General features: G+C 68.6%; 20 protein-coding genes and 1 pseudogene. 18 read left to right on the top strand and 3 right to left on the bottom strand.

Annotated features, from left to right (window positions below; genetic code table 11):
- Positions 1-70: 70 nt before the first annotated feature.
- On the bottom strand, positions 71-724 hold the full coding sequence (locus tag ABZZ79_RS05895; RefSeq protein ID WP_356686900.1) for a sigma-70 family RNA polymerase sigma factor: 654 nt from the start codon (positions 722-724) through the stop codon (positions 71-73).
- Positions 725-970: 246 nt separating this feature from the next.
- Between ABZZ79_RS05895 and ABZZ79_RS05890 the strand changes: the two genes are divergently transcribed.
- Genes ABZZ79_RS05890 through ABZZ79_RS05875 form a run of 4 tightly spaced genes read left to right on the top strand, consistent with a single transcriptional unit; the run spans position 971 to position 3,651 of the window.
- Positions 971-1,792: a DUF4397 domain-containing protein gene (locus tag ABZZ79_RS05890; protein WP_356686898.1), complete on the top strand. Its 822-nt coding sequence runs from the start codon at positions 971-973 to the stop codon at positions 1,790-1,792.
- Positions 1,785-2,483 carry a class F sortase gene (locus ABZZ79_RS05885; RefSeq protein ID WP_356686896.1) on the top strand — a complete coding sequence of 233 codons (699 nt, stop codon included), beginning with the start codon at positions 1,785-1,787 and terminating at the stop codon, positions 2,481-2,483. The genes ABZZ79_RS05890 and ABZZ79_RS05885 overlap by 8 nt, the downstream gene beginning before the upstream one ends.
- A 48-nt stretch (positions 2,484-2,531) precedes the next feature.
- Entirely contained in the window at positions 2,532-2,873 is a 342-nt protein-coding gene (locus ABZZ79_RS05880; RefSeq protein WP_356686894.1) for a hypothetical protein, read from the top strand.
- Positions 2,866-3,651 (top strand): anti-sigma factor, encoded by a 786-nt coding sequence (locus ABZZ79_RS05875; RefSeq protein WP_356686892.1) that lies wholly within the window; start codon positions 2,866-2,868, stop codon positions 3,649-3,651. Before ABZZ79_RS05880 ends, ABZZ79_RS05875 begins: the two co-directional genes overlap by 8 nt.
- 266 nt (positions 3,652-3,917) lie before the next feature.
- On the opposite strand, the gene ABZZ79_RS05870 is transcribed toward ABZZ79_RS05875, so the two are convergent.
- Positions 3,918-4,949 carry a LacI family DNA-binding transcriptional regulator gene (locus ABZZ79_RS05870; protein ID WP_356686890.1) on the bottom strand — a complete coding sequence of 344 codons (1,032 nt, stop codon included), beginning with the start codon at positions 4,947-4,949 and terminating at the stop codon, positions 3,918-3,920.
- A gap of 652 nt (positions 4,950-5,601) precedes the next feature.
- Here ABZZ79_RS05870 and ABZZ79_RS05865 point away from each other — a divergent pair.
- From ABZZ79_RS05865 to ABZZ79_RS05825, 9 genes and pseudogenes are all read left to right on the top strand, one after another.
- The gene (locus ABZZ79_RS05865; protein ID WP_356686888.1) at positions 5,602-9,108 is read left to right on the top strand and encodes a discoidin domain-containing protein; all 3,507 of its coding nucleotides are present in this window, start codon (positions 5,602-5,604) and stop codon (positions 9,106-9,108) included.
- A gap of 90 nt (positions 9,109-9,198) precedes the next feature.
- The gene (locus ABZZ79_RS05860; RefSeq protein ID WP_356686886.1) at positions 9,199-10,215 is read left to right on the top strand and encodes a sugar ABC transporter permease; all 1,017 of its coding nucleotides are present in this window, start codon (positions 9,199-9,201) and stop codon (positions 10,213-10,215) included.
- A 5-nt stretch (positions 10,216-10,220) separates the two neighbouring features.
- Positions 10,221-11,066, top strand: coding sequence for a carbohydrate ABC transporter permease (locus tag ABZZ79_RS05855; RefSeq protein ID WP_356686884.1), 846 nt, complete (start codon positions 10,221-10,223; stop codon positions 11,064-11,066).
- Between the two features lie 68 nt (positions 11,067-11,134).
- Positions 11,135-12,388 carry an ABC transporter substrate-binding protein gene (locus ABZZ79_RS05850; RefSeq protein ID WP_356686882.1) on the top strand — a complete coding sequence of 418 codons (1,254 nt, stop codon included), beginning with the start codon at positions 11,135-11,137 and terminating at the stop codon, positions 12,386-12,388.
- A gap of 87 nt (positions 12,389-12,475) precedes the next feature.
- Positions 12,476-14,119, top strand: a complete 1,644-nt coding sequence (locus ABZZ79_RS05845) for a DUF5597 domain-containing protein (protein WP_356686880.1) — start codon at positions 12,476-12,478, stop codon at positions 14,117-14,119.
- A 254-nt stretch (positions 14,120-14,373) separates the two neighbouring features.
- Positions 14,374-14,880 carry an ATP-binding protein gene (locus ABZZ79_RS05840; RefSeq protein ID WP_356686878.1) on the top strand — a complete coding sequence of 169 codons (507 nt, stop codon included), beginning with the start codon at positions 14,374-14,376 and terminating at the stop codon, positions 14,878-14,880.
- A gap of 74 nt (positions 14,881-14,954) precedes the next feature.
- Positions 14,955-15,395, top strand: a pseudogene (locus tag ABZZ79_RS05835) (transposase); the annotation flags it as partial.
- Between the two features lie 767 nt (positions 15,396-16,162).
- Entirely contained in the window at positions 16,163-18,502 is a 2,340-nt protein-coding gene (locus ABZZ79_RS05830; RefSeq protein WP_356687235.1) for a M4 family metallopeptidase, read from the top strand.
- Between the two features lie 517 nt (positions 18,503-19,019).
- Positions 19,020-19,469: an SRPBCC family protein gene (locus ABZZ79_RS05825; protein WP_356687232.1), complete on the top strand. Its 450-nt coding sequence runs from the start codon at positions 19,020-19,022 to the stop codon at positions 19,467-19,469.
- Positions 19,470-19,537: 68 nt separating this feature from the next.
- On the opposite strand, the gene ABZZ79_RS05820 is transcribed toward ABZZ79_RS05825, so the two are convergent.
- The gene (locus ABZZ79_RS05820) at positions 19,538-20,011 is read right to left on the bottom strand and encodes a nuclear transport factor 2 family protein (RefSeq protein WP_356686876.1); all 474 of its coding nucleotides are present in this window, start codon (positions 20,009-20,011) and stop codon (positions 19,538-19,540) included.
- A gap of 116 nt (positions 20,012-20,127) precedes the next feature.
- Between ABZZ79_RS05820 and ABZZ79_RS05815 the strand changes: the two genes are divergently transcribed.
- The 5 genes from ABZZ79_RS05815 (at position 20,128) to ABZZ79_RS05795 (ending at position 25,206) form a co-directional block, all read left to right on the top strand.
- Positions 20,128-20,715, top strand: a complete 588-nt coding sequence (locus ABZZ79_RS05815; RefSeq protein WP_356686874.1) for a TetR/AcrR family transcriptional regulator — start codon at positions 20,128-20,130, stop codon at positions 20,713-20,715.
- 788 nt (positions 20,716-21,503) lie between these two features.
- Positions 21,504-22,037, top strand: a complete 534-nt coding sequence (locus ABZZ79_RS05810) for an AAA family ATPase (protein WP_356687230.1) — start codon at positions 21,504-21,506, stop codon at positions 22,035-22,037.
- 654 nt (positions 22,038-22,691) lie between these two features.
- Positions 22,692-23,588, top strand: coding sequence for a TauD/TfdA family dioxygenase (locus tag ABZZ79_RS05805; RefSeq protein WP_356686872.1), 897 nt, complete (start codon positions 22,692-22,694; stop codon positions 23,586-23,588).
- The gene (locus ABZZ79_RS05800) at positions 23,585-24,478 is read left to right on the top strand and encodes an ABC transporter permease (RefSeq protein ID WP_356686870.1); all 894 of its coding nucleotides are present in this window, start codon (positions 23,585-23,587) and stop codon (positions 24,476-24,478) included. The genes ABZZ79_RS05805 and ABZZ79_RS05800 overlap by 4 nt, the downstream gene beginning before the upstream one ends.
- A complete protein-coding gene (locus ABZZ79_RS05795) occupies positions 24,475-25,206 on the top strand; it encodes an ABC transporter ATP-binding protein (protein ID WP_356686868.1) in 732 nt (243 codons plus the stop codon). Before ABZZ79_RS05800 ends, ABZZ79_RS05795 begins: the two co-directional genes overlap by 4 nt.
- Positions 25,207-25,242 lie beyond the last annotated feature (36 nt).

Here is a 25,242-nt window from a genome sequence, read left to right as displayed (position 1 = left end):
CGCGCGCGGGCCCGGAGGGAGGGTCGGACGCGGGTCCGGAGGGAGGGTCGGACGCGGCCCGGAGCGAGGGTCAGCCGGGCCGCTCCATCACCCGGCGCAGCGATTGCAGGCCCCTGCGTATGTGACTCTTCACCGTGCCCAGGGGCAAGCCGGTGTGTGCGGCGATCTGAGCCTGCGTCATGTCGCCGTAGACGGCCATGCCGAGCAGGCGACGTTGTACGGGAGTCAGGCGCTCCAACTTCTGCAGGACGAGGACGCGATTGAGGGCGGCTTCGCTCTCGTCGACACCCCAGTTCCGGACGGCTTCCTCCTGCTGTACGGCGGACACCTTCTCGACGTCCGCCCGACGGGCCCTGGCCGCGTGCGCGTCGGCGATGGCGTGGCGGGCGATGCCCACGAGCCAGCCGGCGAGCGTACCGCGCTCCGGCCGGAACCCCGCGCGGCTGCGCCAGGCGGCCAGGAACACCTGCTGCGTGACGTCTTCGGCGTCCTGGGTGTCGTTGAGGGACCGCCGGGCGAGCGTGTACACGAGTGCCGCCCAACGCTGATACGCCGAAGTCAGTGCCGACTCGTCACCGGCACGGAAGCGACGGGCGAGTTCCGTGTCGTCGTCCGGCTCCTCGCGCGCAGGCGGCGGAGCCGGAACACCGGCCGGCGCGGAGCGCCACTGCTGGCTGCGCGCGGCCTCTGCACTCATGGGGATGTCGTTTCGAGCGATAGCCATGGTGCGCTCCCGGGCCGAGAAACATTGCCACGACGACCGTCATCCCAAACGTTGCGACATCGCAATTCGCAGCGTTCGCGCATCGAATTGCCCCGGCGCCGACCCGATGCGTCTCGGTGATCAAGCAGGGTGTGGTGCCCGTCCGCAAGGAGACCTGAAAATGATCTGCATCCCGCGCTCGGGGACCCGCGGAATGCCTTCTGAACTCACTCACAGGAAGTGAGCGGCCAGAAGGGACATTCAGCTATGTACTCCCGGACCTCTGCTGTCGCACTCGTGTCCGTCGGGGTGTGCGCGCTCGCACTCGGCGGCGCGGCATCCGCCTCCGCCGCCGCCGACGACGAAGCCATGGTTTCCGTCTTCCACGCCGTCCCCGGTCTGACGGTCGATGTGTACGCCAACGGGGACGAGCTGCTCCCCGACTTCAAACCGGGCACGCTTACCGAGCCGCAGCCCCTTCCGGCCGGCTCGTACGACCTGAAGGTGTTCAAGGCCGGAGCGGATCCCAAGGGCGAGCCCGCCATCCAGAAGACGGTCGAGGTGCCAGCCGGGGCCAACGCGACCGTCGTCGCCCATCTGTCCGCCGACGGCAAGCCCGTACTGGACGCCTACGTCAACGACACCTCGAAGGTGGCGGCGGGCAAGTCCCGGCTGACGGTCCGTCATGTCGCGGCCGCTCCGGCCGTCGACGTCAGGGCGGGCGGACAGCCCGTGTTCGAGGGGCTGGAGAACCCGAAGGAGGACACCGCCGACGTGGCTGCCGGGACGGTTTCGGCGGACGTCGTGCTCGCGGGCACCGACGACGTCGCCATCGGCCCCGCCGACCTCGATCTCAGGGAAGGAACCACCAACATCGTCTACGCCTGGGGCAGCGCCGACGACAAGGACCTCGCACTGAAGGTCCAGACGCTGACCGGTATGAACTCCTCGCCCTCGGGCGTGAACGCGGGCCTCGCACAGAGCGGCAACGACTCCGACGTGTGGTTCGCCTACTCCGCCGGCGTCGGCCTGCTCGCGCTCGCGGGCGCGCTCACCGCCCGCCGCGTGGTGGCCCGAAACCGTGCCTGACGCCAGAACGCCCCGGCGGTTCCGGCCGCGTGTCCAGACAGCGGCGACAGCCCTGCTGGCCGCCTCCGGGACCGCGGCGCTGGTGTGGGCGGCCTCCGTCGAGGGGCTTCCGGAGGCCGCCGACTTCGACACAAGGGCGTCGAGTTCCCCGTCGCCCGTCCCGGCCGCGGACCGCACACCCCCGGCTCCGCCGGCCCGGACCGACACCACCTCCGACCCCGCGGCCGCACCGGGGTCCACGGCGGCGCCGATTCGCCTCGACGTCGAACGCGTCGGCCTCAGTGCTGCCATCGAACCCGTCGGAGTGGCCGTGGACGGCACCGCGGAGATCCCCCGGGATCCCGGTCGTGTCGGGTGGTACCGATTCGGCCCCGCCCCGGGGGAGCCCTCCGGTTCCGCGGTGCTCGTCGGGCACGTCGATTCCCGCACGGGAGACCTCGGCGCCTTCGCCGCGCTCTTCGACGTGCGGGCGGGTGACGAGGTGTCCGTACGGCGTGCCGCCGGGCCCTCCGTGGCCTACCGCGTGGTCGCCCGCGCCAGGGTCGACAAGGATCGACTGCCTGCTTCGGCCTTCGCCAGGACCGGCAGACCGACCCTGACCCTGATCACCTGCGCGCCGCCCTTCGACCGGGACCGAGGCGGCTACCGGCGCAACCTGATCGTGACGGCGGTCCCGGCCGGGGCCGTCTGACACGACGTTCTTCGGGTGAGGAAGCCCTCCCGTGCATACGCTGCGTACGTGCCCGCTCCGGAAGAGACCATGAGCGAACAGCGACGCGCCGCCTCCTGCGCGCGCGGCGATGGCCGCGCGCCCGCCGAGACGTTCGCCCACCGGTCTCCTGAGCCGCGCGAGTTGGCCCTCGCCGCCCGGCCCAGCGCCCAGGAGGTTCCCCGCCCGCTCGCCCGGGGCATCGTGCGGGCCCGGCGGCAGCGTGCCCAGCCTGACCAAGGCGGTCGGCCGCCCCTCCTCGAACCGGCCGAGCGGCACTCGGCCGCGATCGCGAAATCGCGCCCCGTTCCGGCTGCCGAACCGACCGCGGGCCCGCGTGCCCCGGCGGGTGTGGAGGCGGATCATGGCTGAACACCTCGACGCCTACGAGCTGACCGATCTCGCGCTCCGGCCCGGTGCCCGGCCCACCGCGCGTCAGCACGACCACCTGGACCGATGCGCCCGGTGCCGCCGAGAACTGCGACAGCTTCGTGAAGTGATCACGACCGCTCGGTCGGTGTCGACCGACGACCTCCTCACCCCGCCACCCGACGAGGTGTGGCACGCCATAGCCGCCGAGCTGAACCTGGGGACCGGATCCTCACCGCCGGCTGCGGGCCGGGCCCCGTCGCCGCCCGCGGAGACGGATGCCGTCGCGGTCGGGACCTCACTCGGCGCGGACGGGCACCGCGCCCGCGTCCGTGCGTGGCTGCGCACCCCTGCCATGCTGCTCGCCGCCGCGAGCCTGGTCGTGGGCGCGGTCCTGGGAAGTGCCGTCACCTGGTGGCGGTTCGACGACGACTCACCCGACACCGACGTGAGCCGAGCGAACCCCCTTGCCTCGCTGTCCGTCCCGCGGGCCGCCGGTACGGTGCGAGTTCTCGACAGCGCCGAGAGCGAGCGCACGGTCAGGGTGAGCGTGACCGGCCTGCCGCGGACGGACGGCTACTACGAGGTGTGGCTCATGGACCGAGGCCACAAGAAGCTCATCGCCATGGGGGTGCTCGGTCCGGACGGCAGCGCCACATTGCCGCTGCCCGCGGGCATCGACCTCTCCCGCTACCCGCTGATCGATGTCTCGGCACAGGCGAACGACGGCAACCCGGCTCATTCCGGCGAGAGCGTCGTGCGTGGCAGCTTGCCGAGCTGAGAGCCGCACCGGGCTCGACGGCGTGGGCGCGTGCCCCTGATGGAGTCGGCCGCTCCCGAGGGAGCGCCAGCTGAGCCGGTCCGCTTCGCCCGACGTGGGACGGCCCTCGGTGTCGACCCGGTCACCGCTGTACAGCATCTCGTCGGCCTCGTCGGCCTCGTCGGATACGGGCCCGGCCACGCGGCAGGAGAACGGCGCATCCGGCTTCTGGACAGTGTCGCGGTCCGCAGACGGATGCGCTGCCGGCGACCACATCCGGCCCGAACTCAAGTGGACTGTCGGACCACCAGCTCGTGAGCCGCGTGCTTGCGTATCTGCGGAAGCGGCCCGCTCGCAGGGGCGTTGGACATCTGCACGACACTGTCGAAAGCCATCTGCGCGAAGGCCGCGAAGTCCAGCCGGAGCGTGGTGAGTTCGGGTTCGACGAAGATCCCGATCTTCAGGCCGTCGATTCCGACGACGGCACACGAGTCCGGCACGCTGACCCCATGGACCCTCAGTTCCTTGAGGACGCCGAACGCTGACAGGTCGTTGAACGCGATGATGGCGTCGGGCGGGGTGGGCGCGTTCAACGCGATCTGCACGGCGCAACGCCCGACGGAGAGATCGTCGTCCTTCGACTCGATGGAGAGCACGTGCGGCTCCAGGCCCCGGTCGCGCATCAGGTGTGAGTAGACCGCACTCCGTACCGACTCGCCCATGGGGTACTTGATGTCGATGAGGAAGATCCGTGAGCGGCCGCCGGCCATGAGGTGGTCGATTGCCTGCGCCAGACCGGGCTCCAGGTCGATGTTGAGGGCGCTTCGTGGATATGAGGGGGAGAGTGCGTCCAGGGTTCGCTCGGACGTGTCCAGGAGGACCAGCGGAAGACTGCCGAAGACGCTGTCGATGTCCTGCGGGGGAAGATCGGCGTAGGCGATGACCGCGTCGACCTGGCCGGCCAGGGCTCGAAGCTCCTCCTTGCCCGACTCGGGGCCCGGATGCTTCTCCATCACGACCAAGGTCCAGTCGTTTGCAATCGCGACCTTTGCCACTTCGGATGCCAGTTCCGAAAAGTACGGATTGGCCAGATCTGATACGACCAGGCCGAGTGACCGTGTGGACTGTTGAACCAGTTCGCGACCGAACCGGCTCGGCCGGTAGCGCAATCGCTCGGCTGCTTCGAGGACCCGCTTCTTGGTTTCCGCGCTGATTCCCGGCATGTCGTTCATGGCCCGGGTGACTGTTTGGCGGGAGACGCCCGCGAGTTCCGCGACTTCGATAATGCCGGCACGCTTTGCTGCTCCCCGCTTTTCCACGCGGTCAGGATACATGAGCGGTCAAACATGCAGCCCACCGCTGCCGTTCCCGCTCCGAACCCCCTTCCTGGGCACATGCCGAGCCGCCCCTGTCGTCGTGCCGGGCGCCCGGGATTCTCCGCCGTCAGGGCTCACGCCGCCGACGAGTGCGCGCCCCCTTCGCCGGCGAGGCGCAACCGACACTCCCTGCCGCAGTGACTCGGATGTCGCCACGTGGCCGCTCGCCCGCATCCGTCCGGCGGGGGCGTGATCGACGGCGACCGTGCACCCAGACACCGTCCCGCGCTGCCGCCCGGCCCGCGCGGGGCCCCGGCGGGTCCCGCTGCGGGGTGCTGGTCCTCGGGCGTCGGCCCGCGGCCTCCATGGCGAGAAACCTTCCATCGGGCGGTACGTGCCGCGGCGGCGCCCCGAAGGTGAGGGGGAGCCTCCGAGACAGCCTTGGCTGGGTTTGTCAACCCCATCTGATCTGCTCAAAAGCCTGATCGCCATGAACTTCCCGTCCGCTTTGCGCGATCTCTTGACACCCAAAAGCCACAGACGTAGTGTCCGCAGCATCTGGCCGTGAACGTTCACGAGAACTCGCGAATGAGACAGTCCAGCGGCAATGGCGTCCTGGAGGTTGACCTTGAACACCCCGCTTTCCGGCTCCCCCATGTCACGAAGAAACATCCTTCGTGGCGGCGGCTCGCTGGTTCTTCTATCGGCTCTCGGGCTAGGTGTAGGCGAGCGGGTCGCGAGCGCGGCCGCGCGGGCGGCGGGCACCGCCGGTCCCGTCCCTTACTCGTACCGGCCGAACGTCACGGTCGACGCTTCGCCCTTCCCCGACGTCGCCGCGGGGAAGCCGGCGCGGGCCAGCAGTTCTGTCGCCGGAAAGGACACCCCGTTCAACGGGAACGACGGCTACGAGCTCAGCAAGTGGGCGCCCTCGAACGGTCAATTCCCGCAGTGGTGGCAGGTCGACCTGGAGGGGTATTTCGATCTCTCGGGCACCCAGATCGTCTGGCCGTCGGAAGGCGCTCGCTACACCTATCGGATCGAGGCCTCGGCCGATGGAACGACGTGGAGCACATTCGTCGACCGGGTGGACGACGCGGTGGACACGAGAATCCGGCAGGACGCATTCGCTGCGACGAACGTGAGATTCGTCCGTGTCACCATCTTGGCCGTGAGTGGTGCCGATGTCGCGGGTTTCTGCGACTTCCAGGCCTTCGGGCAGTTGCACGCGGGAAGCGATGTCGCGCTGGCGAAGATCGCCTACGCGTCCAGCGGCGATCAGGCCGCCAACGCGATCGACGGCTCGGACGGCACGAAGTGGACCGCCGACGGCCTCTACTGGCGCGTGGACCTCCAGGGGAAGTACGACGTCACGGGTGTCGAGGTGACGTGGGCCGAGGACGGCGTCCGGTACGACTATGTCGTCGAGGTGTCGGCCGACAAGGCGACATGGAAGGCCGTGGTCGACAGGTCCGCGAACACCGCGCGCTCGAAGGTGCAGTCGGCCTCCTTCACCGAGTCGGACGTGATGTTCGTCAGGCTCAGGATGATCGGTGTGGACGACGGTCATAAGGCCCGCTTCAGCGAATTCAAGGTCCTCGGGACGCTTTCGCCCAAGACCGATGTCGCGCTGAACAAGCCCGCCTCCGCGTCGTCGAACTCCTCCGCGGCGGCCGCGGCCAACGACGGAAACCAGGAGTCGACCTGGGTGGCGGCCGACGGTGATCCGCAGTGGTGGATGGTGGACCTCGGTGCGCCGCACGATCTGAACACCGTCCGCACCCGGTGGGAGGCCGCGGTCGCCGCCTACCAGTTCACCGTGGAGGCCTCGGCCGACAAGCAGGCGTGGACCCGGATCGTCGACCGCTCCACCAACACCTCGACGTCCCAGCCGTACTCCGACACGGTCACCGCGACCGGCGTGCGCTACGTGCGGGTGAACTTCGTCGGCGCCGGAGGCTGGTGGGCGGGGCTGCGCGCCTGCGAAGTGCTCGGCCGGCCCTCCGAAGGCAGCCAGGACGGCGGAAACGCGGCACTGTCGAAGCCGACGTACACGAACGACGCGGCAGCCTACGACGACCGCGAGCAGGGCAACGACGGCTCCGACTCCACAGCCTTCGAGTTCCTGAGCTACGGCGACCCCTATGTGTACAAGGTCGACCTGCTTCAGGAGTTCGACGTCAGCGGCGTCGAGGTCGCGTGGAGCGACTTCGGCACGCGCCGTCCGTACAAGGTCGAGGTCTCACCCGACAACGAGCAGTGGACGTCCCTGCTCACCACCACCGCCAAGAGCCTCAACAGGAACAAGGTCAGCGCGCAGAAGGTGCGCTTCGTCCGGCTGCTCGTGCCGTCCGCGCACGACAGCTACAAGTCGGGTATCCAGCGGCTGAAGGTGCTCGGAGCCCTCTCGGCAGCGAGGAACCTCGCCGCCGGCCGCAAGATCTGGACCAAGCGCGAAGGGGACGTCCGCTGGTGGAAGGTGGAGTTCGCCGGCCTGGCGCAGCTCCAGAGTGTCCAGATCATGTGGACGAACCCGGCGAAGGTCGATCGATACACCATCGAGGTGTCCTCGGACGGCCACACCTGGGTGCCGGCCGTGAAGTTCCGTGGACCGGCCCGGGACTCCGAGGTCAAGAGGCGGCTGCGTGCGCACCACATCCGCTTCCTTCGTGTGACCGTGCCGAGGGACACCGCGACGGCGGTCTCCGCACTGCACGTCAGGGGCACCGTCACGCGGGACGAATCCGTCCTCGACCTGGAGGCCAGGAAGAGCTTCGACTACTTCTGGGAGCTGGCCAACACCGACCCTGACAGCGGGGGCTTCGGCCTCATCACCGAGCGGACCGGCAGGCCCGAGCCGACCAGCACGTCGGGCACCGGCTTCGGCCTGGCCGCGCTGGTGATCGGTGCCGATCGAGGATGGGTGACGCGCGAGGCCGCCTACGACCGCGCGCTCGGAACGCTGAACACCCTCCTGTCGCTGGAACACCGGTACGGCGTTCTGTACCACTACTACAACCGCGACGACGGCACGGTGTACTACTGGGACGACGCGGGCCGGAGCGAAGTCGGCCTCATCGACACGCAGCTCATGCTCAACGGCGTGATCGTCGCCGGCGAGTACTTCGGAGGCGAGGTCAAGACCAAGGCCGAGGAGCTCTACCGCAGAGTCGACTGGGCCTCCTTCCGGGACGCGCAGACGAATCTCTACCACATGAGCTATTTCGACGAGACCGATGAGTTCAAGTACTTCTGGTCCTGGTCGTCGGAGGCGAAGCTCATGTACGTGCTCGGCGCCGGCTCGCCGACGCACCCGGTCCCTCCGGAGATGTTCTACGCGTTCGAGCGACACGAGGGTACCTACGGCGAAACGTACCCGACCTTCATCAACACGTGGTTCGGATCGCTGTTCACGTACCAGTTCGCGGAGATCTTCGCCGACTTCCGCAACTCGAAGGACAGGAAGGGCGTCGACTGGTGGAGGAACGCCGTCCTGGCCACCAGGACACACAAGGAATACGCCACCCGTGAGGACGCGAACTTCCGGACGTTCGGCCCCGACATGTGGGGCATGAGCGCGTCGATGACTCCGAACGGAAGCTACAGTTCGGCGCTCGGCGCGCCGCCCTCCGGCTATGCCAACGACCAGCACCAGAACGACGGTACGGTCTCCCCGGACGGCGCCGGCGGATCCCTCGCGATGGACCCCGAGTCGGTCACCCGAGTGCTGGACAACTGCTACTACAACTACCCCGAGGCGTGGGGCACGTACGGATTCCTGAACGCGGTGAACTTCGACGCGGAGCCCGCGTGGGTCTCGGACGAGGAGTTCGCGCTCGACAAGGGCGCCGCCCTGGTGTCGATCGAGAACCACCGAAGCGGCCTCCTCTGGCGCCTGTTCATGCAGAACAGCTACGTACTCGACGGACTCAGGAAGGTCGAGATCGAGTACAGGCTGAACAGCACCCCCCTCGACGTGGCGATCGCGGCGGCGCAGATCGTCCTGGACCGGGCGACGGCCACCAACCCGGCCGGCCGTGCCGCCGCGGAGCTCTCCGGAGCCATCCGCACGGCGCGGGACGCCCGTCTCGACGCGACAACGCAGGAGGAGGTGACGCAGGCGACGGCGGCTCTTAACGCAGCAACAGAAAGGCTCGTCGAGTAGGCCATGAGGCAACCTGGGCTACTCACGTGCGACCCGTGAACGTTCACGTCCTGTTTAGCCGAACAAGGGCGAAAATGTTAGGAAATTTCAATGCCGACCTCGAGGGCTGAGGCGTCGAAACACAGACGCTCTCAGCGTTTCAAGAATCCGCCGGGCACCGCTGACTCCTCACGATGGCACCGTCTGAAGAACGCACTGGTCAAGCACTGGCGCGACTACGCGTCGATCGCACCGTTCTTCGTCCTGTTCGCGGCCTTCGGTGTCATCCCGCTGCTGTATGCCCTCTACCTGAGCACACTGCAATGGGACGGGATCAGCGACCCGGAGTTCGTCGGACTGGACCAATGGGCACGATTGTTCGACACCCCGGATGTCGTCACGGCAGCCGGCAATACGGTGCTCATCTTTCTGTTCGGGCAGATTCCGGTCGTCTTGGGAGCACTGATCGCCGCGGCGATGCTGTCGCAGCCGCGCCTGAGATTCCGCGGCTTCTACCAGACGGCGTTCTTCCTGCCGCAGGTGACATCGGTCGTGGCGGTCACGATCGTCTTCCAGTCCCTCTTCGCGGACAAGTACGGGTTCGTCAACAACATCCTCGACACCCTCGGCCTACCAGCCCAGGAATGGCTCACCGACCCCTGGAAGATGAAGGCGGTCATCGCCTTGATGGTGATCTGGCGCGGCTTCGGCTTCTTCCTGCTCCTCTTCATGGCCGGAATCGCCGCGATCGACCGGTCCGTGGTCGAAGCCGCCCAGATCGACGGAGCCAACCCGGTCCGTGTCTTCCGTTCCATCACACTGCCGCTGCTGGCGCCGACGATGGTCTTCGTGACCCTGACCGGGGCCATCGCGGGTCTGCAGATCTTCACCGAGCCGCAGGTCCTGTTCAGCGCGACCGGCAGCCCCGGCGGCCCCAACAACGGCGGTCTGACGATGATGCTGCTCCAGTACGAGTATCTGGGCGGTATCGGCAGCTCCGGCACGATCCAGCTCGTCAAGCCCGACCTCGGCTTCGCCGCTGTGATCGGCTGGGTCATCTTCATCGCGCTCGTGCTGCTCGCCCTCGTCAACAACCGCTTCCTGCGCAGATCCTTCGGAGGTCGGTGAGCCTCATGTCCCGCAACTCTCAACCCCCCCTTCGGCTCGCACGCGTCGCGAGCCAGGCAATCCTCGTCCTGGGCGTCCTCGTCTTCGCCTTCCCGTTCTACTGGCTGCTGGTCATGGCGACCAACTCCACCTCGGACATCCTCGCCAGCCCTCCGCGCCTCGTTCCCGGCAGCCAGTTCTTCGCGAACTTCGAAAAGGTCACCGCCGGCTCGGAGTTCGCCCGCGCCTTCGTCAACTCGCTTCTGCTGACCGCTCTCAGCTCCGCGATCCAGCTGTTCCTGGCGGCGCTGGCGGGCTATGTCTTCGCGAAACGGCGTTTCCCCGGTCGCAACCTGCTGTTCTCGATCCTGCTGATCACACTGATCATCCCGACCGGTGTGTCCATCGTGCCGAGCTTCCAGATCTACACAGATCTCGGCTGGATCGACACCTTCCTGCCGCTGATCGTCCCCGGCGCGGTCACCGCGTTCGGCGTGTTCTGGATGCGTCAGGCCGCCGAGACCAATGTGCCGGACGAACTGGTCGACGCCGCCCGTATGGACGGTGCCGGATTCCTCCGGACGTTCTGGAGCGTGGCGCTGCCCTGCATGCGGCCCGCCCTGGTCGCCTTCGGCATCTTCCAGGTCATGTGGACCTGGAACGACTACCTCTGGCCCCTGCTGGTGCTCAACAGCCCGACCAAGTTCACCCTGCCGGTCGCCCTGCAACAACTGACCGGCAACTACGGGGCCACCGACTACTCGGTCGTCATGGCAGGCACCCTCGTCGCCACCATCCCGCTGCTGGTGCTGTTCCTCATTCTGCGTCGAACGGTCCTGGAGAACGCGGCGAGCGGGGCACTCAAGGGCTGACCCAAGCCCCTGCCGCCCCGAATCGAGCTCACCTTTCACCCCCATCCACCCTTGTGAACTGGAAAATCATGAACACGAAGCAACTGCTGACGTCAGTGCTGGCCGCAAGTCTCCTCACCACCGCGCTCACCGCGTGTTCGAGCGACGCGGGCTCCGGCTCCGACGAGGTCACCATCCTGTACCGTCCCGGATCGCTCGCCGACAGCGCGATCAGCGGAGCACAGAAGGCCTTCCCGGACGCCAAGATCAAGTTCATCAAGACGGCCGACGTCGACACCAAGCTCGGCGCGGCGCTGCGCACCGGTAAGAACCTGCCGTCGATCGTCACCGCCGACCCGATCCGCTACGCCCCCACGGCGAGCAAGTTCACGGACGTGAGCAAGAACGGGTTCACCCCGGAGGTGGCCGCGACGTACCTGGGCTGGAAGGTCGACCTGGGCAGAACGGCCTCGGGCGAGCAGCTCGGTGTCCCCATCGACGTCGGCCCGCTCGCGTACTACTACAACGCCGACGCCTTCAAGGCGGCCGGCCTGCCCACCGACCCGGAAGCCGTCGGACGTCTCGTCTCCACCTGGAGCGGCTACCGGGCCCTCGCCAAGAAGGTCAAGGCCGACGGCAAGTTCGCCTGCGACGACCCGGGTCTGCTGTTCTACTACGAGACCTGGTCGAAGGGCTTCGGCTTCTACGAGAAGTCGGGCGACGAGCTCAAGCCCGACATCAAGAACAGCATCGGCAAGACCGCCCTGGAGCGCGCCATGGACTTCCAGTCCAGCGGTCTGTGCGCGAACGTGACGGCGTACTCCAACGACTGGAACTCCGGCCTGAGCCGCGAGGACATCGTCGGCTTCCTCCAGCCTCCGTGGGTGGGCGGTGCCGGCCTCCAGACCGCCGCCAAGGCCCAGTCCGGCGAGTGGCGTGTCGCCACCGCGACGCCTGACGGATACGCGGCCGCCGACGGCTCCATGCTGATGGTCCCCAAGACCTCGACCGACCCGGCGCTCGCCACCAAGGTGGCGATCTGGCTGACCAACGCCACCAACCAGGCCACCGGATACACGAAGAACGGTCTCTTCCCCTCCTCGCTCGGCGCGTACAAGTCGCCCGATCTCACCAAGCCGCAGGCCTTCTACGGCGACCAGCCCGCCGCCTCCACTCTGGCCGGCATCTCTGAGAAGGCACCGCGGATCCTGAAGGGCGTCGACACGGACGCGATCAACGGGATCTTCCAGCAGTCCATCCGGGACGCCGCCACCAACGGCGACAGCGCGTCGGCCGCCTACGCCGACGCGGTCGAGAAGGCCGAGCAGCAGTTCGGCCAGTAACAGACCGGCGGCGGCCGGTTCCTCCCCCGCCGGCCGCCGCCACACCCGGTAACGCGCATACACCCTTCTCATCGATAGGAAGCCCCGTTGTCCGACCACACGATCGATCCCACGACCGGCCAGCTGTTGGTGAACGGCGAGCCGTACCTGATTCGTGGTATCGAGCTGCACAACTCCACAGCGTCCAGCCCGGAATACCTCCAGCCCCTGTGGCAGCAGTTCGTCGACGCCGGAGTGAACACCGTCCTCGCCCCGGTGAGCTGGGAGATGGTGGAACCGCGGGAAGGGGAGTTCGACTTCAGTGTGGTGGACGCGGTTCTGGTCGCCGCCCGCCAGCACGGTCTGAAGCTCGTGCTCCTGTGGTTCGGAAGCTGGAAGAACGGCTCGTCCAGCTACGCGCCGTCCTGGGTCAAGCTCGACTCCGAGCGGTTCCCCCTCCAGACCGACGAGGCGGGCCATACGCTGGACAACCTCAGCCCGTTCAGCGCGGCCAACCGGGATGCCGACGCCGCCGCGTTCGCCGCCTTCATGGAGCACCTGTCGCACGCGGACAGCCGCTCGGGAACAGTGATCATGGTGCAGGTGGAGAACGAGCTCGGCCTGCTCGGCCCGGCCCGCTCCTACGGCCCGGACGCCCTGGCGGCCTGGGCAGCGCCCGTGCCCGCCACGCTGCTGAAGGCCCTTCGCGAAAAGGCCTCGCCGCACGTCTCCGCCCCCGCCGGCTCGGTCCACCCGAGCTGGGGCGACCTGGACGGGGACGAGGACCGCAAGGCAGAACTCTTCATGGCCTGGCACTACGCGCTGTACGCCGGATACGTCGCCGCGGCCGGTCTCCAGCGACACGACGTCCCCCTGTTCACCAACGCGTGGCTCGACTCCAGCGTGCCGGACGAGGTGAACCCGAACGACCTGGCCGTCGCAGGCGGCCAGACCCCCGGCGTGTACCCCAGCGGCGGCCCCCTCCCGCACGTCGACTTCGCCTGGAAGCTCGCCGCGCCCGCGATCGAATTCCTCGCGCCGGACGTCTACTTCGGCGACTTCGAGATCCCCTTCAAGGGATACGCGGACACGAACGCCACCTTCTTCGTCCCCGAGATGCGCGCGGACAGCCACGGTGTCTCCCACACCTTCCTCGCCATCGGCAAGTACGGTGCCATCGGTGTCGCACCGTTCGGGTTCGACTCCCTCCACGAGAAGGACACCCTCGACGTCCGCCGCACCTACACCCAACTGGCAGCGCTCGAGAAGGAGATTCTCCGAGCCCAGGTCCGGGACCGCATCCGTGGCTTCCGGGTGGTGTCCGGAGAGGAGCAGGCACTCGCCCTCGGCGGCTATGACTTCGTGATCCGCGTCCACAGCGAGCGACTCGACGGCGAGGCGGTCGGGTACGGCCTTCTGCTCCAGCTCGACGAGGACACCTTCATCGCGGCCGGCCACAACTTCACGGTGGACTTCTCACCCCGTGACGGCCACCCTGTCGCGATCCTCCAGGCCGACGAACTCCTCCTCGGCGAGGGAGAACTGATCCCGCAGCGACGACTCAACGGAGACGAGACGTTCGCCGGTACGCGCATCAGGATCGCGGACAGTCCAGACCGCATGCACGGCTTCATGCTGACCACCGGAACCCTTTCCGGTGTGGTGCGATTCTCCCTCTACTCCCGTACCAAGAGGGCAGCGGTCGCCACACATGACGGCACCGACCTGACAGCGGCCTGCCCGTCCCACTGACCCGATCCCCGTCGGCGTCACAGACGAACATCGCCGCGGTCACAGCACGAAAGCGTGCGGCCCGCCCCGACCGGGCGGGCCGCACGGCCCACAGTCAGCACACAGGAAACGGCGACGGAGGCGCAGAACAACCAACAGATCATCGAACGTCCCCACAGTGCCACGATCCACGGGAGATCCCCGATGCCTCCCATACCCGTCAGCCAACGCCACTTCGTTGCAGCCACCCCGGCGAGACTCACGAGGTGGCTCCGATGTTCCAACGGATGAACACCTTCCCCGTATCCGGTCCCGAAACGGGTATCAGCAGTCTGGCTCCCCCTCCCACGCTGCGGTCGTCCCTTCACCTTCCCGCGGTCGCCGCCAGCGTCCCCCAGGCTCGCCGGTTCACCAGGTCCGTTCTGGGGAACTGGGGCTTCCGGGGTGAGGTGCTGGACGACGCGGAGATCATCGTCAGTGAACTCGCCGGCAATGCCGCCCTCCACGGTCGCAGCGACCTGACCGTCAGACTCGCACTCGGGCGGCTCAGCCCGCTGCACGTCACCGTCATCGACTCGGGCGACCGGGTCTGCCGCCGCACGCCCGACCTCGCGGACGACGAACACGGGCGAGGGCTGCTCCTCGTCCAGGGCCTGGCCCGGCACGTCCTCGTCACGCGGCAGCCCTCCTGGCACCGGGTGCGAGTGTGCGTGACCACCATGGACGGTCCGCCGGAGTGCCGGACGTGCGGTCTGCCCGGCCCCCGAACCGGTGGCCCCTGACGCGAGCGGGAGGCGTTGTCAGCAGGGCCGCAGGCCCACTGCTGAGTGACGGTCGTGCTCACGTCTGCTGGACGGCACGGTCGGCGACTGGGGACCCGGGCTCCTGTGACCTGCGTGAAGTGGTGAACGCGCTGCTCCACCAGAACCGGACGGGCTGTCAGTGGCGGCTCCTGCCGCACGATTTCCCGGCCTGGTCGGCGGTGTTCTCCTACTTCATCCTGTGGCGCCGGGACAGCCTCGACCGGCGGATCCAGAAGATTCTGCGCTGCCAGGTGCGGGAGCGGTCCAGACGATCAGAGGACCCGTCCCTGGTGATCATCGACACCCAGTCCGTCCGCGTGACGGCCGGGGTGCCGAAGAAGACGACGGGACTGGACGCGAACAAGTAGACGCCCGGCCGCAGGCGTGGGCTCGCCGTGGACGTAATGGGCCTGATCATCGGCGTGGTGGCCCTGGCCGCGAGCGCGCACGACAACGAGGCTGGCATCGCCCGTCTGGACCAGGCGGCCGAGCGTGCGGGATGCAGCCCGTCGACCGTCAGCCGGGCGATACGCCGCACCGGCATGCCAGCTGCGCCAGGACGTCTCCTGCTGGGCCTACCGGCCGCGGGCAGCCCATCGCCGAGCCGAGCAGCGCACGCCCCGCCCCAAGACGGGCAAGATCGGCCAGAACCCGAGCTGCGGGGCTTATCCAGCCCATCTCCAACTGCGCTGGAGACCGGAGCAGCTGGATCGACACCTGGAACGAAAACCCCAGTCCCTTCGTCTGGACCAAGACCGCCGACGAGATCGTCATGTCCGTCGCCGACCACCCCGCCAGGGACCGGAACTGAATTGCCCTCAGAAATTCTGGCGAACCACACTGCATGTGCATGGCCCCCCACCCAGGGCCGCGGGGCGGCGGGGCGGCGCCTCGGGGTGCGGCCGGTTGACACCCCTGAGCGCGATGCGACCGTGCGGTCGGGGCGGACGGCCGCCTCCGCGGGGTCCGTTGAGACCCTCCGGGTGTTGCATGATCGTCAACATTTCGTGCGCGCTAGTGACATGAACGGGTCAGATCTGACAACCTTGCGTCAGTTCTCGTGCGTGTTACGCGCATGAGTAACGGCACCAACCCCTGCGGAAATCGCGGGGGTTACCAGCTCCACAGCTCTACCGGCCGGCTCACAACCCACTCAGCCGGCTTTCACAGGCCTCAACCCTCGGCCGCCGTACAAGGAGTTCCGTTGAGTCTTCTCCCCCCCAAGGTCCTGGCTGCGGGCGCGCTGCTCGCCGGCGCCGCGATGGTCGCCGTCGCGCTCCCCGGCAACGCTAGCGCCAGCACCCCGGCCCAGGCGCCGGTAGCCACAGCGCAGGCCCCGGTGCCCACGCCGCAGGCCCGCTCCGGCGCCCTGCCCCTCCAGCTCAGCCCGGCCGAGCGCGCGGCACTGCTGGCCGACGCCCAGGCCACCCGCGCCGCCACCGCCAAGGCCCTGGGTCTGGGCGGGCAGGAGGCGCTGCTGCCCCGTTCGGTGACCAAGGACGCCGACGGCAGCGTGCACACCCGCTACGAGCGCACCTTCGCCGGCCTGCCGGTCCTCGGCGGCGACCTGGTGGTCCACACCGCCGCGAGCGGCACGGTCAAGAGCGTCACCAAGGCCACCAAGGCCACCATCACCGTCGCCTCCACCACCGCGGCCAAGAGCGCCGAGTCGGCGAAGGCCTTCGCCCTGGTCCGGGCCGGCGCCGAGGGCGCCAAGGCCCCCACCGCCGAGTCGGTCCGCAAGGTCGTCTGGGCAGGCTCCGGCAAGCCGGTGCTCGCCTGGGAGTCCGTGGTCGGCGGGCTGCAGCACGACGGCACCCCCTCCGAGCTGCACGTGATCACCGACGCCACCACCGGCGCCAAGCTCTTCGAGTACCAGGGTGTCAAGAACGGCACGGGAACCGGCCAGTACAGCGGCCAGGTCACCATCGGCACCGCCAAATCCGGCAGCAGCTACACCCTGAACGACGCCGCCCGTGGCGGTCACAAGACCTACAACCTGAACGGCGGCCGCTCCGGCACCGGCACGCTGTTCACCGACGCCGACGACGTCTGGGGCAACGGCCTGCCCGCCAACGCCCAGACCGCCGGCGTGGACGTGCACTACGGCGCCCAGCTGACCTGGGATTACTACAAGAACGTGCACGCCCGCAACGGCATCCGCAACGACGGCGTGGCCGCCTACTCCCGGGTCCACTACGGCAGCGCCTATATCAACGCGTTCTGGGACGACTCCTGCTTCTGCATGACCTACGGCGACGGCGAGAACAACGCCAAGCCGCTGACCTCGATCGACATCGCCGCGCATGAGATGACCCACGGCGTGACGTCCAACACCGCCAAGCTCGTCTACAGCGGCGAGTCCGGGGGCCTGAACGAGGCCACCTCCGACATCTTCGCCACCGCGGTGGAGTTCTGGGCGAACAACGCCAACGACGCCGGCGACTACTTGCTCGGCGAGAAGATCGACATCAACGGCGACGGCACCCCGCTGCGCTACATGGACAAGCCGAGCAAGGACGGCGCGTCCAAGGACTTCTGGTACCCCGGCCTCCGCGACATCGACGTCCACTACTCCTCCGGCCCGGCCAACCACTGGTTCTACCTGGCCTCCGAAGGCAGCGGCGCCAAGACGGTCAACGGCGTGAGCTACAACTCCCCGACCTACGACGGACTTCCGGTCACCGCGATCGGCCGTGACGCCGCCGCGAAGATCTGGTACCGGGCGCTCACCACCTACATGACCTCCACCACCACCTACTCCCAGGCCCGCACCGCCACCCTCCAGGCCGCCGCCGACCTCTACGGCATATACAGCCCCACCTACAACAACGCCACCAACGCCTGGGCCGCCGTGAACGTCGGCCCCCGCATCGTCCTCGGCGTGACGGCGACCAACCCGGGCAGCCAGTACACGGCGGTCAACGCCGCCGCGAGCCTGCAGATCCAGGCCACCAGCACCAACCCCGGCCCGCTGACCTACTCGGCCACCGGCCTGCCCGCGGGCCTGTCGATCAACGCCTCCACCGGCCTGATCTCCGGCACGGCCACCACGTTGGGCACCAGTAACGTCACGGTCACGGCGAAGGACTCCACCAACGCCACCGGCACCGCCACGTTCACCTGGAAGATCTACACGCCCGGCCCCTGCGACCCGAAGCAGCTGCTCGGCAACCCCGGCTTCGAGTCCGGTAGGACCGTGTGGACTGCCACGCCCGGCGTCATCGACAACTACTCCGTCCAGCCGGCGCACACCGGTTCGTGGAGGGCGTGGCTGGTCGGCTACGGCTCCACCCACACCGACACCCTCTCCCAGACGGTGACCATCCCGGCCGGCTGCGGCGCGAGCCTGACGTACTGGCAGCACATCGACACCGAAGAGGCCATGACCTCGGTGCGCGACCAGCTGACGGTCCAGGCCAACGCGACCACTGTCGCCTCGTTCTCCAACCTGGACGCGAACGAGGGCTACGTGAAGAAGACCTACGACCTGTCCGCCTTCTCCGGGCAGAGCGTCACCCTGAAGTTCACGGGCACGGAGGACAACTGGTACCAGACGTCCTTCGTGATCGACGACGTGGCCCTCACCATCAACCCCTGAATCCCTGAACCCCCGCCCACGGCTGAGGCCCTGACGAGCCTTGGCACGGGCTCCAGTTGAGACGGGGTCCCCCGACGGCTGCTTCCAGGGGTCCGCAACACGTGGTCGTGTTGATGAGGCCGCGAGCAGTTTGTGCATGCGCCCGGCTGGGGTTTCCCAGCCGGGCGCTTTGCGTGGGCGGCCCCGGCGATACGCGGCCGAGACCCGTGGTCCGCAGACTCCGCGACCGGGCTATTCGCACGAGCTCGCGTTCGGCGATCCCGATGACTCCTACCGTCTACAACGCCTCAGTGACGTTTGACGCCCGACAACTCGCGGACATGCCTGCCGGGGAGGTCCTGACCGTCCGGGGAACGATGACGCGAGAGGCATTCGAGGACCTCGCCCGACAGGCTTGCCGACCCCTCGGGCGTGAGCGCCCGGCCAGGCGCTCCGACGTCTGCTGTGGCCTGGCGGCGCTGGTCTTGCGACTCTGGAGAGGACCAGGCGGACCTCTCGGGGTACGAACAAGGAGCTGATCATGGGCCGATTCGAGGCGACGGTGGAGATCGACCGCCCGATCGAGGAGGTGTTCGCCTTCCTCGCCGACGGCGACAACGACCGCAAGTTCAGTCCCCGCGTCCAGTCGATGACCCGGACCACCGACGGGCCGACCGATGTGGGCACCGTCTACCGGAGCAAGGTCAAGGACGCCGGGATGACCACGGACCGGGAATTCCGCATCAGCGCCTTCGACCCTCCGCACCGCATCCGGTGGGAGGAGCAGTCGAAGAACCTGGTCACCGCCGCCGAGGGCGGCTACGACCTGGATCCGCTCGACGACGGCCACCGCACGCGGCTGCATGTCTACAACGACCTCGAAGGGCACGGGGTGGGCAAGCTGCTGGCCCCCCTCGCCCTCGTCGCGGCCCGCAAGGACGCACCCGCGTTCGCCGGACGGATCAAGGCCGCCGTCGAGCAGTCCTGACCGGACCAGCAGGGGTGCCGCCCGGTTCGCGCCGGCCAGGCGTGTGGCGGTGGGGGAGGCGGCAGCGGTCAGAAGCCGAGGTCGCTGAGGCCCGGGTGGTCGTCGGGGCGGCGCCCCAGCGGCCAGAAGTACTTCCGCTCCGATTCGGCGATCGGGAGGGTGTTGATGGAGGCGTGACGGGTGTGCATCAGGCCCTGCCCGTCGAACTCCCAGTTCTCGTTGCCGTAGGAGCGGTACCAGTTGCCGGCGTCGTCGCGGTGCTCGTAGGCGAAGCGCACCGCGATGCGGCTGCCGTCGTAGGCCCACAGCTCCTTGATCAGGCGGTACTCGTGCTCGGTGTTCCACTTGCGCTTCAGCAGGGCGACGATCGCCTCGCGTCCGGTGGCGAACTCGGACCGGTTGCGCCAGCGGGAGTCGACGGTGTAGGCCAGCGAGACCCGCTGCGGGTCACGGGAGTTCCAGGCGTCCTCGGCGAGGCGGACCTTCTCGATGGCGGTTTCCCGGGTGAACGGCGGCACCGGCGGGCGGGTCGTGTCGGTCATGTCGGCTCCTCAGTTCTCGGTTCACCGGACCGGTGAACCCGTCCCACGGGAGAACGCTCGTTCTCCATCCTGTCCGGTAGAGTAGAGAACGATGGTTCTCCGTGCAAGGGGCGGACATGCTGGATCAGGAAACAGCCGAGCGGCAGGTACTCGAGGCGGCCGAGGAGCTCTTCTACGCCCAGGGCATCCAGGCCGTGGGAATGGACGCGGTGCGCAACGCCGCCGGGGTGTCCCTCAAGCGCCTCTACCAGCTGTTCCCCTCGAAGGAGGCACTCGTGCTGGCATTCCTGCGCCGCCGGGACACCCGGTGGCGACAGGCCCTCTCCGACTACGTCGCAGGGCACACGAGCCCTGACGAACAGCTCCTGGCGGTGTTCGACTGGCTCCACAAGTGGTTCTCGGAGCCGGACTACCGAGGATGCGCCTTCATCAACTCCTTCGGCGAACTGGGCGGCATCTCGGCCGAAGTGGCCGACCAGGCCCGGCACCACAAGGCAGCCTTCCGCGACTACCTCGCCGGCCTGGTCGCAGCCTCCGGGCGACCCGTCGCGCTGGCCGGGCACCTCACCCTGCTCGCCGAAGGAGCGATCACCACCGCGGCGATCTCCGGCACCCCCGAGCCGGCGCGTGAGGCCGCGGACGCCGCACGCCTGCTGATGCACACCTTCGACCAGGACCGGACCGACCCTGGGACCGGCGTGTAGCCGGCGTCACAGAAGCCGCGCGGCCATCACCCCCTGGTCCGCGACCACCCGTTGCTCTCGCGACACGAGGTACTGGCCAAAGATCGACCCGCCGGCGCCGAGTGCGACACCCGCCAGAGACAACGGTGCCGACCCCAGAGTTCCCCAAGATCCCGTGGTGTGGAGTCTCTCAACTCCCCGCGACCGTCGTCCCCATGGGGACTCGGGAGCGGCTCGCACCCGGCTGACACGCTCGCTGCCCGACCCCAACTGCGGACAGGGGCCGCCGCGATGGTCTTGTCTCTCATCTTCCAGCGCTCCCTCACCCCCGGCCTCACCGCAGGTGCCGTGAAGTAGCCCCGCCACGGCACAGACCACCCCGGATCCGGACCTACAGCTGCCCCGCGACCGGATCCGGACCTGCAGCCGCCCCGCGACCGGATCCGGGACACACCCTCGACCGACAGATGCCCCGCATGCCCTCACCCCGCTGGCGGCAGGGACACAGGACAATCACGCCGGGCGTTCCGGAAGGGGAACGCTCTGCGAATGCAACAGGCACGGACCGTTACTGGTCCGTATCGCGGGCGGCCTTTGTGAGAGGCATCCCAGGACTGCCAGCGTCGCAGCTGTGAAGTCGTCGTCGAGATCGGGCTTCCGGGCCGGGGCCTCGGGAAGACGAGGGGTTCTCATCATGGGACCATTCTGTCTCGCCGCAGCGCATCGTCCCCCGGTCCGGGCGTCGGCGCTGCCGGGGCCGGACAGTGCCCCCGTCGATGTCACTGGCCGTCGGTAGCGTGCGGGCCGTGATGGTGGGAACTGAAGAAACCCGGCTGGTCGTACTGCGCGGCAACAGCGCCTCGGGCAAGTCGTCCGTCGCGGCGGGCCTGCGCGAGAGGTTCGGCCGCGGCCTGGCCCTGGTCGGCCAGGACAACCTACGCCGCGTCGTGCTCCGCGAACGCGACCGGCCCGGCGCCGCGAACATCGGCCTGATCGACCTGACGGCCCGCTACGCCCTGGACGCCGGCTTCCATGTGGTGGTCGAAGGCATCCTCTACGCCGACCGCTATGGCGACATGCTCGCCCGGCTCCGTGCCGACCACCGCGGCCCGACCCACGGCTACTACCTCGACGTACCGTTCGACGAAACCCTCGCCCGGCACGCCACCAAGCCGATCGCCGACGACGTCGACGAGACGCAACTGCGCGACTGGTACCGGCCGCGCGATCTGCTGCCCGACGGGCACGAGACCGTCATCGGTGCCGACAGCGCCCTGTACGAGACCGTCGACCGCATCATGCTCGGCACTGGCCTGGCCCGCCTGCCCGCAGTGGACCGCTGACCGGTGCACCGTTGCGACAGATGTCGCTCCACTCGATGATCGAGGCGCCGACGCGGGGCTCCGGCGATTCGCTCACCCTCGTCGGCATCGGAGCCCGCCCGCTGGCGCAGACCGGTTCGGCCCGTTTCGCCGCGCCGGAACCGTGTCCGCGATGCAAGACCCGTCCTGGACGTTCTTGACCAATGGGGTGGAGGTCTGCTGAACTCCCGTCCCATGAAGCCGCGCGTGGATCTGACCAGGCGGCGCCACATCGATCTGGCGCACGTCTCCAGCGCGTTTTGTTGTCGCTGACCCTGCGCGTGGTCGGCAGCCGGTGTGCCCCGATGGTGCGCGCCGGGCAGCGGCGGCGCGAAGCCGCCCGTGACGCGGTGCCGCCCTGCGGGATCGTCGTATCCGTCTCCTGAACCCCTCCTTCTCCAACCCTTTCGTACGGCTCTCCTTCCCGGCCACGGGGAGAAGTGCCTGCGGCACCGGGGATCGCACGGGCGAGGGGGCTGTTCGGGCGGGCCGACGCGGCCGATGAGCAACGGGCAGGCCGCCGGCCGTCTCAGGCCGATGAAGCGGCGTGGCCGTCCCCCGCGAGCCGACCGTTCCCTCTCGCTTTCGCTCGTCAGCACCCGGTGGTGCGCCCACTTCCACGACAAGGACCTCCTCATGCCTGTGTCTTTTCGCAAGCTCACCAGCCGCATCGGCGCGGTCGTCGACGGCGTCGACCTGACGGCGCCGCCCGACCCCTCGACGATCAGGACGCTGCGAGACGCCCTCGGCGAGCACAAGGCGATCGTGTTCGACGACGTGAGCCTCGACAACGCCGGTCAGGAGCGCGTGGCCAGGTGGTTCGGCGAACTCACCACCGCCCACCCGAACGTGCCGGCCGCGGACGGCACGACCAATGTGCTCGCCGTCGACAGCGAGACGTCCAAGGCCAACGAGTGGCACGCGGACGTCACCTTCGTGGTCAACCCGCCGCAACTCACCACGCTGCGGTCCATCGTGGCGACGCCCTACGGCGGTGAGACGCTCATCGCGAACGCCGCAGCGGCCTACCGCGACCTGCCCGAACCGCTGCGCGCCCTCGCGGACACGCTGCGCGTCGTGCACACCAACCAGTACGACTACGCCCGCCCTTCGGCCACGACGGCGCGGCGACAGGAGTACGACCGTGTCTTCGTCTCGACGCCCTACGAGGCCGAACACCCGGTTGTGCGGGTGCATCCGCTGACCGGCGAACGCGGGCTGTTCATCGGCGGGTTCGCCAAACGGATCGTCGGCCTGCCGGGCAGCGACTCGGCCGATCTGCTGCGTGTCCTCCAGTCGTACGTGACGCGACCGGAGAACATCCTGCGCTGGACCTGGTCCCCGAACCAGTTGCTGATCTTCGACAACCGGATCACCCAGCACTACGGAGTGGACAACTACGACGACCACCCGCGCCGCCTCAACCGGGTGACGGTCGCGGGAGAGGTGCCGGTCGGTGTCGACGCCCGCCGCAGCGAGCAACTCGTCGGCGACGCCTCGCACTACAGCAAGGTGCTGGAGGTCGCGGTATGACCGAGCTCAGCGTGAAGGCACCGGCCGTCACCAAGGGCGAGGACGCCGAGCCGACGAGCGTGCGCGAACGCGAGGTGTTCCTGCCTCGCGACACCCGCCGCCGGACGACGCTCCATACGCTCCGCGAGCGCCTGCGCTGGCCGCTGGGCATCTACACGACTCCGGTCGTCATCCTTCTGGCCTGGGAGGTGTTCGCACGGGCGGGAGTGGTGACGAAGACCTACGCCCCGGCGCCGACGTCGATCGTGAAGTCCGCGGTAGACCTGTGGCAACAGGGCGTCCTCGGCCCGGACCTGGCCATTTCGCTGCAGCGGGCGGGCATCGGTCTCGCGATCGGGCTGACGGCGGGCATCGTCACCGGAGTGCTCGGCGGTCTGCTGCGCAGCGGTGAGTACCTGTTCAACGGCGTCGTGCAGGTGCTCAACACGATCCCTCTCCTTGCGGTGCTGCCGCTGATGATCGTGTGGTTCGGCATCGACGAACTCACGAAGGTACTGCTGATCTCCTTCGGAGCCGGCGTCCCGATGTATCTCAACCTGTTCGCCGCGATTCGGGGCGTGGACCAGCGGCTGATCGAGATGGCGCGCACGACGGGCGCGGGCACCTGGCGCCTGGTGACGCGCGTGCTGGTGCCCGGAGCCCTGCCCGGGTTCCTCGTCGGCCTCCGGTTCTCCCTCGCCTACAGCGTCCTGGGCCTCGTCGCCGCCGAAACGGTCAACGCCGACACGGGACTTGGCTTCCTCATCACTCAGGGGCAGACCTATCTCCAGACCAACCAGGTCTTCGTGGGGCTGGTGATCTACTCGCTCCTCGGTCTGCTCGCCGACCAGTTCGTCCGGGTTCTTGAGCGGGTGCTGCTGCGGTGGCGACCCAGTTACGAGGCGTCATGAGCAGCACGATCGCGACGGAGCCCCGTCGCCGGACCGGGGTCGTCGTCGAGCAGGTGGTCCGCCGGTTCGGCGACCGGGTGGTGCTCGACCACCTCGACCTCACCATCGCCGACGAGGAGTTGGTGATCCTGCTCGGTCCCTCGGGCTGCGGCAAGAGCACCCTGCTGCGTCTGCTCGCCGGACTGGACCGGCCCGACGGAGGCCGGGTGGAGGTCCCGGCGAAGCGAGCGATCGTCTTCCAGGCCGACCGGCTGCTGCCGTGGCAGCGGGTCCTGCGCAACGTCACACTCGGCCTGCACGGACCCGACGCGGAACAGCGCGCCCGCGACGTACTCGCCGAAGTCGGACTCGCGGGCCGAGAGAAAGCCTGGCCCAAGGAACTCTCCGGCGGGGAGGCCCAGCGCGTCTCGCTCGCGCGCGCATTGGTCTCGGAGCCCGAACTCGTACTGCTCGACGAGCCGTTCGCGGCCCTCGACGCCATCACACGGCTGCGCATGCACGACCTTGTCCGCGCGCTGCGGACCAGGCACCACGCCGCCATGCTGCTCGTCACCCACGACGTCGACGAGGCGATCGCCCTGGCGGACCGCATCGTCGTCATGGGCAACGGCCGCATCAGCACCTCGCACGAGGTTCACCTCTCCGCCGCGGACCGCGAAGCGAGCGCCGCACGCGAGGAACTCCGCGCCCGGCTCCTGGACGACCTCGGCATCGCCGGCCGGCACTGACCCCTCCGAACACCCTCACCCAGCACAGAAAGCACG

The sequence above is a fragment of the Streptomyces sp. NPDC006458 genome (genome assembly GCF_040612135.1).
Lineage (GTDB): Bacteria > Actinomycetota > Actinomycetes > Streptomycetales > Streptomycetaceae > Streptomyces.
Note: the sequence above shows the minus strand (reverse complement) of the source record. Positions and strands in the feature narration are given on the sequence as shown.

Bases quoted from the DNA above. Each gene is read 5' to 3' on its own strand.
- ABZZ79_RS05795 (WP_356686868.1), top strand. From the start codon at position 24,475: ATGAGCAGCACGATCGCGACGGAGCCCCGTCGCCGGACCGGGGTCGTC.
- ABZZ79_RS05820 (WP_356686876.1), bottom strand. From the start codon at position 20,011: ATGACCGACACGACCCGCCCGCCGGTGCCGCCGTTCACCCGGGAAACC.
- ABZZ79_RS05840 (WP_356686878.1), top strand. From the start codon at position 14,374: ATGTTCCAACGGATGAACACCTTCCCCGTATCCGGTCCCGAAACGGGT.
- ABZZ79_RS05895 (WP_356686900.1), bottom strand. From the start codon at position 724: ATGGCTATCGCTCGAAACGACATCCCCATGAGTGCAGAGGCCGCGCGC.
- ABZZ79_RS05800 (WP_356686870.1), top strand. From the start codon at position 23,585: ATGACCGAGCTCAGCGTGAAGGCACCGGCCGTCACCAAGGGCGAGGAC.
- ABZZ79_RS05815 (WP_356686874.1), top strand. From the start codon at position 20,128: ATGCTGGATCAGGAAACAGCCGAGCGGCAGGTACTCGAGGCGGCCGAG.
- ABZZ79_RS05810 (WP_356687230.1), top strand. From the start codon at position 21,504: ATGGTGGGAACTGAAGAAACCCGGCTGGTCGTACTGCGCGGCAACAGC.
- ABZZ79_RS05850 (WP_356686882.1), top strand. From the start codon at position 11,135: ATGAACACGAAGCAACTGCTGACGTCAGTGCTGGCCGCAAGTCTCCTC.
- ABZZ79_RS05860 (WP_356686886.1), top strand. From the start codon at position 9,199: ATGCCGACCTCGAGGGCTGAGGCGTCGAAACACAGACGCTCTCAGCGT.
- ABZZ79_RS05805 (WP_356686872.1), top strand. From the start codon at position 22,692: ATGCCTGTGTCTTTTCGCAAGCTCACCAGCCGCATCGGCGCGGTCGTC.
- ABZZ79_RS05865 (WP_356686888.1), top strand. From the start codon at position 5,602: ATGTCACGAAGAAACATCCTTCGTGGCGGCGGCTCGCTGGTTCTTCTA.
- ABZZ79_RS05855 (WP_356686884.1), top strand. From the start codon at position 10,221: ATGTCCCGCAACTCTCAACCCCCCCTTCGGCTCGCACGCGTCGCGAGC.
- ABZZ79_RS05875 (WP_356686892.1), top strand. From the start codon at position 2,866: ATGGCTGAACACCTCGACGCCTACGAGCTGACCGATCTCGCGCTCCGG.
- ABZZ79_RS05830 (WP_356687235.1), top strand. From the start codon at position 16,163: ATGGTCGCCGTCGCGCTCCCCGGCAACGCTAGCGCCAGCACCCCGGCC.
- ABZZ79_RS05890 (WP_356686898.1), top strand. From the start codon at position 971: ATGTACTCCCGGACCTCTGCTGTCGCACTCGTGTCCGTCGGGGTGTGC.